This is a genomic window from Sulfurimonas sp. (assembly GCF_016744025.1).
GTDB lineage: Bacteria > Campylobacterota > Campylobacteria > Campylobacterales > Sulfurimonadaceae > Sulfurimonas.
This window is the reverse complement of record NZ_JADGFC010000047.1, coordinates 1-17,475: the sequence shown is the minus strand read 5'-3', so window position 1 is coordinate 17,475 and position 17,475 is coordinate 1. Positions and strand designations below refer to the sequence as shown.

Here is a 17,475-nt window from a genome sequence, read left to right as displayed (position 1 = left end):
TTATATATTAGACCCAAAAAAGCATATCAGTATGGATTTTATTTAAATAAGAGTTGGATAAAAATTGATTTTACAAAAAAAGAAGAACTACTAACAGTGTTTTTACTATTTAAAGGTAAGGTAAATCAAGACTTATTGCATCTACTCCAAACATATAAAATCAATCTTCCCTTCTTGCAAAACAGCGGTAGTGTTGATACTAACCTTAAAATAGAAGTTGGCTTGCGAAATATAGATGTAACTGCAAAGGGTGATTTTTTCACAAAAAAAGCAAATTTTAACTATCTTGGCTTAAATATAGATATATTTAATGCACATATATTCTTACACAATTATGATGTAAAGATAGATAATATGTACTCAAAATATGAAGATATAGCAACAGCAAATGTTGATGTAAGATTTAATGCTAAGAAAAATGAAGGAACTATTGGATTTGATGTTTTAGATGTAAATTTTAAGGATTTAGATCTAAGTTTAAATAATATAGATAAACCATTAAAGGTTACATATAATATTTCAAATAAAGAAGATACTATAGAATCAAAAAAATCTTCATGGTTATTTAAGGGTAAAGTTGTTGATATTGACGAACTAACTATGCCATTTGACTTAAAAACTATTACAGCAACAATTCCTACAACTCCATTACAAATTAATAACCTTGTTTCCGCTTATGCAACAGGCACCTTAGCTCTTAATCCTATCAGAGCAGATTTTGAAGTTGATCTTTTAAAGTTTACTCTTCATGACGTTAAAATGGACCAATCAAGTGCTTCATTGCAGGTTGTTTATGATGAAAAACTTTTTATTACGTCAAATGATGAGATAAGGTTTAATGCTAATTCTCTAGACTATATACTTGAGTACACATCTATACAGATTGATCAAAATGAGTTTAAAGTTTTAAGCTCAACTGCTAATATAGATGGCTTAGCGGATGCTATATTTAACGCTAAGTATCAATTTAAAAATGATACCGGAACTATTCAACTAAAAAAATTAAATTTTAAAAACAAAACTCTAGGAGAAATTTTTTCTTCAAAAGATGATATAGAACTTCACATTATGTCTAATAAGAAAAAAACAGAGATAGAAGCAAAAAAAGTCAATGCACTCTTTACTTTAGAAGATAAAGGGTGGAAGTTAAAGTTTAAGTCATTAGAGAATATAGCAAAAAAATCACAACTACTACAAGACTATAATGTAACTAACGGTTACTTTAGTGTTTATAAAGACTCTACAGATAAAGACATTCAATTATATGCACATACAAAATATCCATATAAACTTATGGTAAAGAATAATGAACCTATCCAAAATTATATTGTAAAAGGTCATATAAATAGCCATTCAAACGATATCTTACTAAATATTAATAATTCGGTTGATGTAAAAATTGCTAATGATATAAAAGTTACTGCAAATAATATAGGACTAAATGTAGACGAAGTTCTTAACTATGTTGGTGACAGAAATTCTACTTCACAAGCAGGTAAAAATATCATCTTTGATGCGAATAAATGCTACTTATATATTAGTAAGGATAGGCACGCTATATCTGATACTATCCATGTACAGTATTTCAATAACATTACTACTGCTCAGTTAAAACATAAAAAAGGATATGCTGGTTTTAAGTTAAAAGATCGTAAGTTTTATCTGTATGGAAATAATTTCAATGATGAATTTATGGATAACCTATTTGCTCTCTCAGACTTTGAAGGTGGAGACTTGTCTTTTTCTATGGCTGGATCTATTAATGACTACAATGGACTTATGCATATCAAAGATACTATTATAATAGACTATAAAACTTTAAATAATATTTTAGCATTTGTAAATACTATACCATCTCTCATAACTTTTTCACTTCCAGGATATAGTAGTAATGGATTGGAAGTAAAAAGTACTTACATGAACTTTCATTCTAAGGATGATATATTTAATATAAGTGACATTTCTCTTGATTCTAAAGAGATGGATATTGTTGGTAAAGGAACTGCGAGTTTTGTTAAAAATAGTATTGATATAGATCTAAATCTAAAAACAGACTTAGGAAGTAGTATCTCAAAGATACCTTTATTTGGTTATATATTATTTGGAGAAGATAGTATATCTACTTCAATGAAAGTTAGTGGTAAACTAAATGACCCAGATGTTCAGAGTCTAATAGCTCAAGATATTATAGTAGCTCCCTTAAATATCATTAAAAGAACTTTACTTCTACCCTTTCACTTATTTGGAAGTGATGAAGATGAAGTAGAAGAAAAGAAAGAGTAGATAATTTTACTCGTTTCTTAAAACAGTTAAAATATCTACTTCGCTTGCTTTTTTAGCTGGATAATATGATGATGCAATTACAATTACAAAGGCTCCAATAACAATAAGAAAGAAGTCTTTAAGACTTAAGTCTAGTGGTAATGTAGTTGTTGGATAAACATCTTTAGGCAGAGATACAATATCAAAAGTACTTAATATCCACAATCCGCTCATACCAAAAACTATTCCAGATAAAATTCCTCCAACTCCGATAACAATACCTAGATATAAAAATACCTTTTTAATCTCTGCAGTAGTAGCACCAAGAGACAGAAGAAGCGCTATCTCGCTTCTTCTATTCATAACGGTCATCAATAGTGAAGATACTATGTTTATAGCAGCAATCAAAATAATAAGCATTAAAACGATAAAAAGAGAGGCTTTTTCTAACTCTAATGCTGCAAAAAAATTAACATTATCTTCCCACCAACCTTTTACAGTAACACTAACAGGAAGAATTTCTTTGATTTTCACTATATCTGAATGAGGATCATTTGAAAAAATATGAATTCCATCATATTGGTTTGAAGGCATGCTAAGCATTGCTTGCATAGAAGAAAGCGTTGTATAACTATATGCTTTATCATAAGCGCTCAATCCAGAATCAAAGATACCTTTTACTTTAAAGCGTTTTATTTTTGGTGTTATAGAGAAACCACCTGGTTCTACATGGGTGAATATATACATTAATTTATCATCAGTATATAGATTAAACTCATCTTTTAAACTTTTGCCTATAAGCACATCGAATTTTGAAAATTTTGTTTTTTCTATTGTCTTCGCTAAGACACTATTTACTTTTGCTTCATCTTCAAAATCAACACCAAAGATATATCCACCTTCAAGTTTTGTCCCACTTCTAGCCATAATAGATGATTGAACATATGGACTAAAGTTAAGCTCTGGAAATTTAGTTTCTAAATCTATAAGAAGATCTTCATTGACTGCACCGTAGAACTTTGGTATAACAGTTAAGGGGTAATTCATAATTGTGAGTTTTTTCTTAAATTCTTTGTCAAAACCATTCATAAGTGCCATAGCAATTAAAAGAACCATAACACCAAGAGTAATGCCTAAAAAAGCAAGTAATGCAGATAGAAAGATAAAGGGTTGATCTTTGTCAAAGCGCAAGAAACGCTTGACAAGGTAAGGAACAATTAATGTCTTCAAGACGCGAAAGCACCTTTTTTAGGGCCGCTCTTTCCACAACATTGTTTATATTTTTTGCCACTACCACAAGGACAAGGCTCATTTCTAGAAACTTTCTTTTCTACAGGATTATTATCTTGTAACTGATGATTTAATTGTCTTGCTGCTTCATCAAATTTTCTTTGAAGCTCAAGTTGTTCTGCTACTTTTACAGCCTCTTCTTCTGGAGATTCCATTTTAAACTGGATAATTTGAAGAGTTTTAATTGTATTAAATTTAATATCTTTTATAAGTTCCGTGAAAAGGTTAAAACTCTCTTTTTTATATTCTACAAGTGGGTCTTTTTGATTATATGCACGAAGTCTAATACCAGTTTTCATATTATCCATAGCGTATAGATGCTCTCTCCATGCGCTATCAAGTTCTTTTAGATAAAGCTCTCTTGCAATATCATGTTGAACTTCTTCTTCTAATACACTCATTTTTTCATCATATGACTTTTTGATTGTAGAAGTTACACTTTCTTGAAGTTCTTCATACTCTAATAAAGAATATTCTTCAATATTAAGATCAAAATTCAATTCTTCTTTTAACAACTCAGATAATTTCTTAATATTAAAGTCTTCTTTTGCACCACCATCAAAAATATCACAAATATTTAAAATATTATTTACATAGTCAGCTCTAACTTCATCAATTTTTGCAATAATTTCAAATTCTTTGTCAAGAAGTTGATTTCTAAACTTATACACAATTTTTCTTTGCTCATTAGCTACATCATCATACTCAACAATCTGCTTTCTACCTTCGTAGTGCATATTTTCAACTTTCATCTGAGCTTTTTCAACTGCACGAGTTACCATTTTTGATTCAATATACTCGCCATCTTCAACACCAAGTCTTTCCATAATTGACTTAATCTTGTCTGATCCGAAAATACGAAGCAGATTATCTTCTAAAGATAAGTAAAATTGTGTAGTACCTGCATCACCTTGACGACCTGAACGACCACGAAGTTGATTGTCAATACGACGATTCTCATGTCTTTCTGTACCTACAATATAAAGACCACCAAGCTCTTTAACTTCATCATTTACTTTAATATCAACACCACGACCCGCCATATTTGTAGCAATAGTTACAGCGCCTTTAGAACCAGCGTTTTTGATGATTTCACCCTCTTGCTCATGATTCTTAGCATTCAATACAGTATGGGCAATTTTTTCTTTTTTAAGAACTTCATGTAAAACTTCAGATTTTTCAATAGAAGCTGTACCAATTAAAACAGGCTGACCTGTTTTAGATAGTTTTTTAATAGTCTCAATAACTGCAGCAAATTTTTCATCTTCAGTTTTATAAATAAGATCATTTAAATCAGCTCTTGTGATAGGGATATTAGTCGGAATAGATACAACGTCAAGAGAATATATTTGAGCGAACTCTGTAGCCTCTGTCTCAGCTGTACCAGTCATACCTGCTAACTTATCATACATTCTAAAATAATTTTGGAATGTAATATCCGCAAGAGTCTGTGTTTCTTCTTTGATTTCAACATTTTCTTTAGCTTCAAGAGCTTGGTGAAGACCTTCACTAAAACGACGACCTTCGCTTAATCTACCTGTAAACTCATCAACAATTACAACTTCACCGTCATTTACAACATAGTCAACATCTTTTTCAAAAAGATAATTAGATTTAAGTGCTTGGTCAAGTGCGTGAGGAAGAGATGAATTTTCAACACTGTAAAGATTTTCAACACCAAAAAGCTCTTCTGCTTTAGTAATACCCTCTTCTGTAATAAGAATGACTTTATCTTTTTCATCTACAGTAAAGTGCTCATCTTTAAGAAGTTTCATAGCTATGCCATCAGCAATTTTATAATCTTCAAGAGCTCTATTTGTTGGTCCAGAGATAATAAGTGGTGTTCTAGCTTCATCTATTAAGATACTGTCAACTTCATCAACGATTACAAAGTTATGGTTTCTTTGAGCCATTTGATCTGCTGAGTAACTCATGTTATCTCTTAGATAATCAAACCCAAACTCATTATTAGTACCATAAGTAATATCACATTTATAAGCTTCTATTTTTAACTCAGGTTCTGAATTACTCTCAAGTACAGTTCCTACAGAAAAACCTAAAAAGTTATATAAAATACCCATTTCACTCGCATCTCTAGATGCAAGGTAATCATTTACAGTAACAAGATGAACACCCTTTCCTGTCATAGCATTTAGGACAATTGCAAGTGTTGCTACAAGTGTTTTACCCTCACCTGTCTTCATCTCAGCTATTCTACCTTCATGAAGGGCCATACCCCCTATTAGCTGAACATCGAAGTGCCTCATATTAAGAACTCTTTTAGCAGCTTCTCTAGTAATGGCAAAAGAATCTTCTAAAGCATCAACTAAAGTTTTTTCTTCATTTAAAACACTGTTCTTTAACTCTAAGAACACCTCTTTTAATTCATCGTCACTTAGAACTTCATACTTAGCTTCTAAAGCATTTATATTTTTAACTCTTCTTACGTATTTTTTTAATTCGCGATCATTTGATGTACCAAAGATCTTACCTATTAATGCCTGTAGCATTCTCAACCTTGTTATAGACTACTATATAATTTACTATATAGTAGTCACTGAAATTGCTCTTATTCTATCATAGTAATAATTATAATTTGCATAAATTTAAAAATGAAACTATGAAAAGTTCATACTAAATAATATGTAAACGGCCACTTAGATATAATTTCCCTAATTAAGGAGCTTTATGAAACATTTATTCACATTACTTTTATCTTCTACCCTAGCCTTTGCATCTTTTGATAGTCTCACTTCATTTCAAGCTGATTTTACACAAAGTGTTACAGACGATAAAGATAAATCGTTAGTATATAAGGGTCATGTAGCAGCTTCTAAGCCGCAAAATGCTTTATGGAACTATACTAAACCAATAAACAAAGATGTTTTTATTAATAAATATAGCGTTACGATAGTTGAACCAGAGATAGAACAAGTTATTATAAGAAAGATTAACTCAAACTTAGACTTCTTTAACATGATAGAAAATGCAAAAAAAATAGAAAAAAATGTATTTGAAGCTCACTACAAAGAATCAAAATTTACTATAACTACAAAAAATAAAATAATTGAGACTATTTCATATGTAGATGAATTTGAAAACAAAGTTAAAATAGTGTTTAAAAATCAAGAACAAAATCAAAAAATAAATATGGAACTTTTTATTCCAAACTACCCTTTAGAGTTTGATGTAATAAGAGATTAGATAAAAAGTATATAATTGTATGGGAAGAGGAGTAACGACGCAGAAATTGCGTCGTTATGTTTATTTTATCATTGCAGTTAATTGTTCTTGAGTAACTGTATTGAAGTTAAGATATTTGTAAACTGTATCAGTCATTTCTGGTGTTATCTTTCCAGAAACTATTTCTAAATACTCTTCTGGTGTTGGAAGAGCACCCTTAAGTGCAACAACAGCAGCAAGTTCAGCAGATCCAAGATAAACTTGAGAACCTTTACCTAGTCTATTGTCAAAGTTTCTAGTTGAAGTTGAAAATACCCATGCATCTTGTGCAACAGCAGCTTGATTACCCATACATAAAGAACAACCAGGAATCTCTGTACGAGCTCCAGCCATACCAAATACAGAGTAATAACCCTCTTCTGTTAGAGTTTTCTCATCCATTTTTGTTGGAGGACAAACCCATAGTTTATTTTTAACTGGACCTTCACCTTTTAGAATTTCACCAAGTGCACGGAATAATCCAATATTTGTCATACAAGAACCAACAAATACTTCATCAATTTCAGTTCTTAAACCAGCAGCACGGATTTCAGTTAATGTTTTAACATCATCCGGATCATTTGGACAAGCTAAGATTGGTTCTGTAATTAAATCCATATCGATTTCGATTACCGCTGCATATTCTGCATCTGAATCAGCTTGCATTAGTTCTGGATTAGCTACCCAGTCTTTCATTTTATCACGTCTACGAGCTAGTGTAGCTGCATCTTCGTAACCTTGTTTAATTAACTCATCAATTAAAGCAATATTTGAATTTAAATACTCAATAATTGGTTCTTTATTTAACTTAACTGTACATGCAGCAGCTGAACGCTCTGCAGAAGCATCTGAAAGCTCAAATGCTTGCTCACACTTAAGGTCTTCTAAACCTTCAATTTCTAGTACACGGCCACCAAAAATATTTTTCTTACCAGCTTTTTCAACAGTCAACAGACCATCTTTAATAGCTTGATGAGGAATAGCATTTACCATATCACGAAGAGTAATACCAGGTTGCATACTACCTTTAAATCTTACAAGTACTGATTCTGGCATAGTTAAAGGCATCATACCTGTAACACCAGCAAAAGCTACAAGACCTGAACCAGCAGGAAAAGAGATACCAATTGGGAAACGAGTATGTGAATCTCCACCTGTACCTACAGTGTCTGGAAGACAAAGTCTATTTAACCAAGAGTGAATTACTCCATCACCTGGGCGAAGAATGAAACCTTTTCTTTCAGTCCAAAATTTTGGAAGAGTATGTTGAAGATTAATATCTGCTGGTTTTGGATACGCAGCAGTATGACAAAATGATTGCATAGTCATATCAGCACCAAAATTAAGTGCCGCTAATTCTTTAATCTCATCTCTTGTCATTGGTCCAGTTGTATCTTGAGATCCTACAGTTGTCGCTATTGGCTCACAGTAAACGCCTGCTTTTACACCTTCGATTCCACAAGCTTTACCAACCATCTTTTGTGCTAAAGTAAAACCTTTACCATTATCAGCTGGTTGCGAAGGAGTCATAAATATATTACCAGCATCCATACCTAGTGATTCTCTAGCTTTAGCAGTTAAACCCTTACCAATAATAAGAGGAATACGTCCACCAGCTCTCATTTCATCTGGAAGAGTATTTGGAGCAATTTCATAAGTTGAAACTACTTTTCCTTCTTTTTCAATTGTACCTTCGAATGGTTTAACAGTAATAACATCACCTGTATTAAGTTGAGCAGTTGGTGCTTCAATAGGAATACATCCTGAATCTTCTGCAGTGTTAAAGAAAATTGGAGCGATAATATCACCAATAACGATACCTCCTGTTCTTTTATTAGGGATACCTGGAATATCTTTACCCATATGCCATTGAACAGAGTTGATTCCTGATTTTCTTGATGAGCCAGTTCCTACTACATCTCCAACATATGCCAAAGGGTGACCTTTTTCTTTTAATTTTAGCATAGTATCTAAAGGATTTTCCATTCTACTTACTAGAAATGCTTTTGCATGAATAGGAATATCAGCTCTCGTAAATGCTTCAGATGCTGGAGATAAATCATCTGTATTTGTTTCACCTGGAATTTTATAAACTGTTACTGTTATTTCTTTTTTCATCTCTGGTTTATTAGTGAACCATTCACCATTTGCCCAAGAATTAACAACCTCAGAAGCCTTATCATTACCAGCGTCCATTAATCTTTTTACATCATTGAATGCGTCATATACTAAAATTGTATTTTTAAGTTGCTCAGCTGCAGCATTTGCAACGTTAGTATCAAGCTTAAGTGCTTCAACTAATGGAGTAACATTAAAGCCACCTAGCATTAGTCCTAAAATTTGACATGCCTTTACAGCATCTATAGATTCACAAGAAACATTTCCTTGAACTACATCATTTAAAAATGCAGCTTTTACATAAGCAGCGTCATCAACACCAGCAGGGACTTTATTTTCAAATATATCCATTGCATAGTCTTGTTCTACTATTGGTGACGCTTTTAATAATTCAACAAGCTCTGCTGTCTCTTCAGCAGTTAGCGCTAAAGGTGGAGCACCAAGAGCAGCTCGCTCTTTTGTATGTGCTTTATAATCTTCTAAAAATGCCATAGTCTGTCCTGTATTTAAATTTGAATTTATTATAACCTAATAACTCAGTCACATTAAATAATGTTACAAAAATACACATATATTTCACCAAAATGTCAACTTCTGTAACACTATTTATGATTTTACAGCACAAATGATATAACTTTTTATGATATTATTAACTTTATACTTTAACTAAGGAAAATAGAATGAATTTATTTAGAACTGAAAGTGACTCCTTTGGAAATCTAGAAGTACCATCAAATATGTACTATGGCGCTCAATCGGCTAGATCACTTATAAACTTCCCAATAGGTATAGAAACAATGCCTAAACCTCTTATAAAAGCTTTAGCAATAGTAAAACAATCATGTGCCCAAGTAAATATGGAACTTGGTGTATTAGATGTCAATATAGGAGAAGCCATTGTTGAAGCTGCTGGTGAAGTCATAGAAGGTAAGCTTGATGAACATTTTCCATTATCCATATGGCAAACAGGATCTGGAACTCAAAGTAATATGAATGCAAATGAAGTAATTTCTAATCGTGCCATTGAAATTCTTGGTGGAGTTATAGGTTCTAAAGATCCTGTACATCCAAATGATCACTGCAACATGGGACAATCATCAAATGATGTTTTTCCAACAGCCATGCACATAGCAGCTGTCCAAGAAATTTCACATAAACTACTTCCAGCTTTAAAGCATATGCATGAAGAACTAGACAAAAAGTCTAAATCATTTGATCATTTAGTAAAAATAGGTAGAACTCATACTCAAGATGCAACTCCTATAACATTAGGACAAGAATTTTCAGGGTATACCGCACAAGTTTCAAACTCCATTCGCAGAGTTGAAGCAATACTGCCTGCCCTTCTTCAACTTGCTCAAGGTGGAACTGCTGTTGGAACTGGACTAAATTCTATAAAAGGTTTTGATGTTGCATTTGCTAATCAAGTTTTTAAAACTACAAAACTTCCATTTATTACAGCGGAAAACAAATTTGAAGCACTTGCCGCGCATGATGCTATAGTGGAAGCAAGTGGAGCATTAAATACAATTGCAGTAAGTGTAATGAAGATTGCTAATGATATTCGCTTCTTAGCATCTGGACCTAGATGTGGTATCGGAGAAATTTCTTTGGCAGAAAATGAACCTGGTTCATCTATTATGCCCGGAAAGGTCAATCCTACACAGAGTGAAGCGCTTACAATGATATCTGCACAAGTAATGGGAAATCATACAACTATTTCTATAGCAGGAGCACACGGGCATTTTGAACTAAATGTATTTAAACCTGTAATGATTTACAATTTATTACAATCAATCCAATTACTTGCTGATGGCTGTCAAAGTTTTACAGATAGATGTATAGTAGGAATAACTGCAAATGAAGAGCGTATTGCAAAACTAAGAGATGAATCACTTATGCTTGTAACAGCACTTAATCCACACATAGGATATGATAATGCAGCAAAAATTGCTAAAAAAGCACATAAGGATGGTTCAACTTTACTGGCAGCGGCACTAGCTCTGGAATTGTTAACGGAAAAACAGTTTAAAGAGTGGGTAGTTCCTCAAAATATGATAAGTCCTAAAGAGTAATGAAAAATATTTTATAAGACTAGCGCAGAGTTATAAATTTCTCTTTTTTAACTCTGCATCTACAAGTTCTCTATCATAGCCTCGATAGTTTGTCTTTAACCAAAGCATATATGAGTTTGCAAGGTCACTGTAACACATGCCTTTATATTGACCAAAACCAATTCTAGGCTCAGATTTAACTTCAGTTATATACTCTTCGCATCTAGCTTTAATATTTGTACATTCTATTAATGCCACAAACTGGTAAAACTCTACTCTCTTTTGGATGACAAAGCTGTAAGAAGTAAAGTCAAAAATACCTTTTCTATTATCTACAAAATCTTGCAACTCTTTAATCTGCTCAACTGAGAGCTTTTCAAGATTTTTAACATCTACGCGATAAGAGTTATGGTACTTTGTAAATACTAAGTGTGCTTTAATCATTATAGTATTTCACGAACGCCTTTAGTGTTTGGAGATGATAAGACGCCCTCTCCTTCTAACTGTTCGATTATTCTAGCTGAACGATTGTATCCAACTTGAAGCTTTCTTTGTAAGTAAGAGATAGATGTTTTTCTATCTGTTAAGATTACATTCTTAGCATCTGCATATAATACATCTAACTCTTCATAAGTTTCATGTTTAGAGCCACTTTCTAGTTCATTTTCTTCTACTAAAAAGCTTTTATCATAGTTTGGATCTCTTTGAGACTTTATAAAATTCACTATATTTTCTATTTCATCTTCTTCACTCCATGGGGCGTGAAGTCTAACTAAACCAGTAGAGCCCGGAGGAGTAAACAGCATATCACCACGACCAAGAAGTGACTCTGCACCCATTTGGTCTAAAATAATCTTACTATCAACTTTTTGCCCTACTCTATATGATATTCTAGATGGTAAGTTTGCTTTAATTAGACCTGTTACAACGTCAACAGAAGGTCTTTGGGTAGCAACAACTAAGTGAATACCAGATGCTCTTGCCATTTGCGCTAGTCTTGCAATAGAATGCTCAACATCTTTTCCACTTGTCATCATCAAGTCGGCTAACTCATCAATAATTACTACAATATACGGAAAGTGTTCTCCACCATCACGTTTTACTTTATCATTATAATTTTCTATATTTTTGGTTCTTGTCTCACTCATAAGCTCATAACGTCGTTCCATTTCTGAGACCATATTATTAAGAGCTACGATTGCTTGTTTTGGTTTAGTAATAACAGGAGTTAAAAGATGCGGTATATCATTATATATAGAAAACTCTAGCATCTTAGGGTCTATCATTAGTAGTCTAAGCTGGTCTGGTGAATTTTTATATAGTAAAGATAATATCATCGCATTTATACCAACACTTTTACCACTTCCTGTAGTTCCTGCTATAAGAAGATGCGGAAGTTTTTTAAGGTCTGTTATAAACGGCTTACCAACTATATCTTTTCCTAAAGCAATAGTAAGTGGAGATGCAGACTCTTTAAATAGTTTAGAATCAAGTAATTCTCTTAAGTATATAGTATCAACCGTCTCATTTGGTATCTCTATACCTACAACATCTTTACCAGGAATAGGTGCTTGAATACGGATAGTCTCAGCTGAGAGAGCCATTGCTAAATCATCTTGAAGATTTAGTATCTTACTTACTTTAACATTTGCAGCTGGTTTGAACTCAAAAGTAGACACAACAGGTCCTGCATAAGTTCTAACAACATCACCATCTATTTTAAAGTGAGCCAGCTTTTCTATAAGATAACGAATCTTATCATCCACTTCACTCTCATCTACACTATGTCCAGTTTTGTTTGGTTTTTGAAGAAAATCAACTGATGGTAGTGTAAAGTTCTTTGGTTTTTCTACTTCACCTTTTTCCATTCCCTCTAAAAGCTTTGCATTTTCTTCTAATTCTTCAACAATTAGAGCATTTTTTTGCTCTTTAACCTTAGATGCTACCTCTAAAATAGTATGTGCTTTAGTCTCTATTTTTACTTCTTTAATAGGCTCTTCTATCTTAGATTCACGTTTTATATCGAACTCTTCAGGCACTAGCATAGTAAGTTCTTCTTGCTGTGCATCTTCTACATTAAAAGAGTCTTCTTTTTCAATTTCTACATCTTCTTTTTTTCTCAAATATGCTGGTTCATCATATACATCATTACTATTATCATTTTCTTGAAACTCTAACTGAGCTTTTGGTGCTGGCATAGCATTTCTTATTAACTTGGAAAACCATAGCGTTACTTCATCCATACTTTTATCTAGTAGTATCAAAGTTGAAACAGAAGCAATAATAAACCAAAAAACCCAAAGTCCAAAAAGTCCAATATATGGAGATAAAAAATCAACAAAATTTCCTCCTGTAGCTCCTCTGAGTTCATTTTCCACAAGTAAAGCTTGAGCTAAAAGAAAAGAGAAAAACATTAAAAAAGAAGCTACACAAATTTCTAGTTTTCTAAAACTAAATTTTGTGTCTCTGTAAAGAAAATACAAGGGTATTAAAAGTGAGAGTAAATATACATAAGATATATATCCAAAATATTCATTATTATATGAAGCGAAGATAGAGCCATAGCTTCCAATAAGTCCACTCTCACCAAAGATAGTTGCAAATCCAAGATAGATTAAAACTCCAAATGTTACGATAAATAAGGTCTCTTTCAAATCATTTTGCCTTTAAAATATAGATAAGTGTTTTATAGATGAAGTATAGCCAAAAATGTTCCACTACGGAACTTTTTTGACAATTTGCAATGAGTTAAAATAGTAAAAAATTTATAAATAATTGACTAAATTTAACTTTGAAACTTTACCTACTGTTGAAAGCATTGCTTCATAATTATTTTTTAATTGCGATAAATTAAGTTGTGACTCTGCTATATCAGTGTCAAGTACATCTGAGCGAAGAGTTTTGGTACTAAGTTCCAATAGAGTTGTTCTCTCTTTTGCTCTTTCTAGAGCATTAGATTGAGCACCGACCATAGAGTGCGATCTAATAAGGTGGTCTTGTAGTGCATCTATTTTAACAATAGAGTTTTCCATTCCTAAGTTTCTGATACTACCATTTTCAGAATCTGGATGAGTTTTATGATCTTCAACTGAAGTAATTATTTCATCTATTTCTCTAAAAAAATCTGTTTTAGCATCTATTATCGCAATACTATTGTTAGTATTAAATGATACTACAGATGTTGAAGTACCAACTCTAAAGTCACCACTACTTGCATCATTGATTCCTATAGAGACTAGAGTATCATTTGTACCTATCTCTCTAAAGTTTATTTTTCCATCATGACTCAAAAAAGTATTCCCACTAAATTTTGAAGCTTTTACTGCATCATCATAATCTGATGGAACGTTTGTCGGAACTTTTAGATTTGGATTATTCTCATCAATTGTTACTAAGGGAGTGTTGTTGCTTACTACCATATTAACTACATCCATAAGTTGTTGATATGTCATATTATCTGCAGGAATTGCTGATCTTGGCTCTTCTATAGTAAATATATTAAAGTTTGTAAGACCACCATCTAATGAAAATGTTGTTCCTGATGTAGCTAAATCTATCTGTACATTATAGTCATCACCTCTAACATCTGTTCCAGTGAGTTTGAGTTGTGTTCCATCAAGAGACCCAACAGAAGGAGGTTGAGATAGATCAGCAACTTCTGAAATTTTTGTAGACCCCGTAGCAAAAGAATTATCTGAATTTAAAATCTGAGCAACATTTGACGATAAACTAGAACCATCTTTTGAAAACATTGTTCTATCGTAAACTAAAGCTTCTAGCTTCGCTGGTGCTCCAAGTGAAGATTCAAGTCCTGACTTTACAAATTCTTTTACATATAGATTGTTTGCAGGAGGAAAAGTTGGATTCATAATCTCTTTGAAATTAGTTTCACCAGAATCTAGTAAATTAATATTATCTACATTGGCTGCATCTGGGCCTTTGCTATCAAAATCAACAGCTCCAACAATATGAAAGTCTATCTTACTAGAACCTTTTATCTTATCTTCTATTACTATTTGTCCTGATTTATTCAAGCTTACATTTACAATATTTAAATTTGGAGTATTTCCATAAGTATCACCAATTCTAGTTAAAAGCTCATGAACGCTATCATCATCTTTCATAGAAACTTTTTCTTTAAATGTAGTACCATCATTTTTAGTACCTCTGATATAAAAATGATGTTTATTAGTTTCCTTGTCTATAAAAGTATCTGTATCACCCATTAAATCACGGATAGTATCGCTTTCTTGTATAGGATTTGCTGGTGTATTATTATCAACTCCTGTAGCAAAGTTATATTTTTCACTTAAATTTGATTCTATAACATTTGTTGAAATCATTCTTTTTGTTAGGATTTCTTCTCCCAAAAATAATTGTGAACCTGATATATTGTACTGTTGCTTAGTTCCTGAACCTAAAAATGCTTCTAAAGAGCCATCATTTCCATTATATAGTCCATCAGGAGAAATTGGTTTAGTATCAACATCAGTTCCAGAAAATAGATATTGACCATTGATAGAAGTATTTGATAAGTTTATAAAATGCTGTTCTATTACTCTGAGTTCATTTGATATTGCATCAAGTGATGAATCACTTTGTGTTCCATTGGCAGCCTGAATAAGTAGAGTTCTCATTCTTTCCATGGTAGAACCAAACTCATTTAGTACAACATCTGTTTGATTAGAAACTTTATAACCACTCTCTGTACTTTTTTTAATCTGAGCAAGAGTAGCAAGTTCGTTGTCTAGTCTCATAGTTTCAGCAAATGTTCTAACGTCATCTTTTGCATACTGAATTTTCAGTCCAGATGATATCTGCTTATTCACATCAAAAAGGTTTTGGCTTATTTTTGAGTTATTAGATCCATATAAGTTATCATAATACATAGATGATGTAACTCTCATAATGCACCTCCGTTTGCTTTAATCATATTAGAGAATACTAGCAATTAAAGTTCCATATAATTGATAAATCAATATTATTTACTTTTAAGTAATAAATCACTATCATTCCATCTCACAAGCCAGAGTGGTGGAATGGTATACACGGCGGATTCAAAATCCGCTGCCTTCGGGCTTAGGGGTTCAAATCCCCTCTCTGGTACCACCAACCTACAAAACCCTATAAATAGAGCTTTTCAAACAATAAAAAATCAAACTATCAGTGATATTTATAGCTTTTTACTGATACTATCAGTAAAAAAAATCACCTTAATTCACTTCTCTTTAATCTTTGTAATTTTAAACGATTTATATATATAAATAAATTGTAGAATTTATAAGAAAAAAACTATCCCGAAATATAGTGTAACTCCTAATATATATATCTATGGGTTTAAGTAAAAATTGTAACATCTTATTATGATACAGTGTGTTTGCCGTTACAAAACAGCTACAATTTATCGCCTTAGATTTTCAATATAGAATATGCTATTTGTATAAGTGTGAAAAGTGTCCAAATCTATACCACTTGCTTTAACAAAGTTAGTGTAAGGCCTAATGGCATACATGAGTAAATGAATGAGTATGTTATACTCCTCTTATATTTATGAAATGGAGAGATGTAATGAAAATATTTACGTTTACTATATTGGTTATTTTAGGTCTTGTATTAAGTGCTTGTTCTGGTAAAGATATTTATAATAATGTCTATCATGACGACGGAGCTTATGATAGAGCTAACAAAGCTTCTTCTAAGTCATTAAGAGGTTTAGAAAAAGATACACAGTAATATGCGCCCTACCTTGTAGGCAAATAGTGAAACAAGACCGAGGCTTATAAAGCAACAAAGTAAGACTAAAAATGTACAAAAGCAAAAACTATATTAACCTTGAAAAACTCTACAAGCAGGCATTTCAAATTTAAATGCCTGCTTTATTTGCAATAAAATATCACCGTAAAGATATGAATGGTTTATCTTAATGGTATGCATTATGCTACTAACAAATATAATATTTATCAAAAATAATTGATATTCTAAAATATAAAGGTAGTAAATGAAACAATTTTATAACACGTCAACTATATCCTCGCAAAAACTTCATAATGTTAAAGAGGAAAAATTTAACTACAATGGTTCATTGGTAAAGTTGATTACTGTATTTAATGATTCTAAAGGCGCAATAGCACTTGTAGAAGATGAAAACGGTGAAGTTTTTGAAGTAGCTAAAGATTCTCTTAGATAAAGTCTTCAAATGATATATTTTAGTTTTGCTCTAAGCTATTTTCAAATATATTTAATATTTATAAATTCAATATCTTTTTTACTCTATGCATACGATAAGTTATTATCATTAAACATCCATAAAAAACCTCAAAGAATATCTGAGAATAAACTACTCATATCAACTTTACTCGGAGGAACAGTTGGATCTGTACTTGCTATGTTTACCTTCAGACATAAAATAAAAAAAACTTCATTTATTATTAAGACGCCAATTCCAACAACAAGTGCAATTTCCACCTAAATTAGCTAGCTAATCTTTTACTCATTTCACTGAAAAACACTTCATACGGAGTTTTGTATT

The 17,475-nt window shown here is 32.0% G+C and carries 12 protein-coding genes and 1 tRNA gene; 7 read left to right on the top strand and 6 right to left on the bottom strand.

The genetic code is table 11. The annotated features are described in order from the left end of the window. Window positions 1–2,283, top strand: a 2,283-nt coding sequence (locus QZZ48_RS08310; protein WP_294964252.1) for an AsmA-like C-terminal domain-containing protein, incomplete at its 5' end; no start/stop codon positions are given. Between the two features lie 6 nt (window positions 2,284–2,289). Here QZZ48_RS08310 and QZZ48_RS08305 read toward each other — a convergent pair. Continuing rightward, entirely contained in the window at window positions 2,290–3,492 is a 1,203-nt protein-coding gene (locus QZZ48_RS08305; protein ID WP_294964250.1) for an ABC transporter permease, read from the bottom strand. Beyond that, window positions 3,489–6,062 (bottom strand): preprotein translocase subunit SecA, encoded by a 2,574-nt coding sequence (gene secA, locus QZZ48_RS08300; RefSeq protein ID WP_294964247.1) that lies wholly within the window; start codon window positions 6,060–6,062, stop codon window positions 3,489–3,491. Before secA ends, QZZ48_RS08305 begins: the two co-directional genes overlap by 4 nt. A 178-nt stretch (window positions 6,063–6,240) precedes the next feature. On the opposite strand from secA, the gene lolA reads away from it, so the two are divergent. Beyond that, window positions 6,241–6,756, top strand: coding sequence for a LolA-like outer membrane lipoprotein chaperone (lolA, locus tag QZZ48_RS08295; protein ID WP_294964245.1), 516 nt, complete (start codon window positions 6,241–6,243; stop codon window positions 6,754–6,756). 60 nt (window positions 6,757–6,816) lie between these two features. On the opposite strand, the gene acnB is transcribed toward lolA, so the two are convergent. Next, complete coding sequence (gene acnB, locus QZZ48_RS08290) at window positions 6,817–9,384, bottom strand: bifunctional aconitate hydratase 2/2-methylisocitrate dehydratase (RefSeq protein WP_294964243.1); 2,568 nt, start codon at window positions 9,382–9,384, stop codon at window positions 6,817–6,819. A 188-nt stretch (window positions 9,385–9,572) separates the two neighbouring features. Between acnB and fumC the strand changes: the two genes are divergently transcribed. Further along, window positions 9,573–10,967 (top strand): class II fumarate hydratase, encoded by a 1,395-nt coding sequence (fumC, locus tag QZZ48_RS08285; protein ID WP_294964241.1) that lies wholly within the window; start codon window positions 9,573–9,575, stop codon window positions 10,965–10,967. Between the two features lie 30 nt (window positions 10,968–10,997). Here the strand turns inward: fumC and QZZ48_RS08280 are convergent, their stop codons facing one another. The 3 genes from QZZ48_RS08280 to QZZ48_RS08270 all read right to left on the bottom strand — a co-directional run bounded on the left by QZZ48_RS08280 (window position 10,998) and on the right by QZZ48_RS08270 (window position 15,853). Beyond that, window positions 10,998–11,390, bottom strand: a complete 393-nt coding sequence (locus QZZ48_RS08280) for a hypothetical protein (protein WP_294964240.1) — start codon at window positions 11,388–11,390, stop codon at window positions 10,998–11,000. Then, complete coding sequence (locus QZZ48_RS08275) at window positions 11,390–13,600, bottom strand: DNA translocase FtsK (RefSeq protein ID WP_294964238.1); 2,211 nt, start codon at window positions 13,598–13,600, stop codon at window positions 11,390–11,392. The genes QZZ48_RS08280 and QZZ48_RS08275 overlap by 1 nt, the downstream gene beginning before the upstream one ends. A 111-nt stretch (window positions 13,601–13,711) precedes the next feature. After that, window positions 13,712–15,853, bottom strand: a complete 2,142-nt coding sequence (locus tag QZZ48_RS08270; protein WP_294964235.1) for a flagellar biosynthesis protein FlgL — start codon at window positions 15,851–15,853, stop codon at window positions 13,712–13,714. Window positions 15,854–15,971: 118 nt separating this feature from the next. Between QZZ48_RS08270 and QZZ48_RS08265 the strand changes: the two genes are divergently transcribed. The 4 genes from QZZ48_RS08265 (at window position 15,972) to QZZ48_RS08250 (ending at window position 17,415) form a co-directional block, all read left to right on the top strand. Next, window positions 15,972–16,055 (top strand) — tRNA-Leu (locus tag QZZ48_RS08265). Window positions 16,056–16,514: 459 nt separating this feature from the next. After that, on the top strand, window positions 16,515–16,679 hold the full coding sequence (locus QZZ48_RS08260; protein WP_294964232.1) for a hypothetical protein: 165 nt from the start codon (window positions 16,515–16,517) through the stop codon (window positions 16,677–16,679). Between the two features lie 265 nt (window positions 16,680–16,944). Beyond that, the gene (locus tag QZZ48_RS08255; RefSeq protein ID WP_294964230.1) at window positions 16,945–17,133 is read left to right on the top strand and encodes a hypothetical protein; all 189 of its coding nucleotides are present in this window, start codon (window positions 16,945–16,947) and stop codon (window positions 17,131–17,133) included. A 9-nt stretch (window positions 17,134–17,142) separates the two neighbouring features. Beyond that, window positions 17,143–17,415, top strand: a complete 273-nt coding sequence (locus QZZ48_RS08250; protein ID WP_294964228.1) for a DUF1294 domain-containing protein — start codon at window positions 17,143–17,145, stop codon at window positions 17,413–17,415. Window positions 17,416–17,475: the final 60 nt, after the last annotated feature.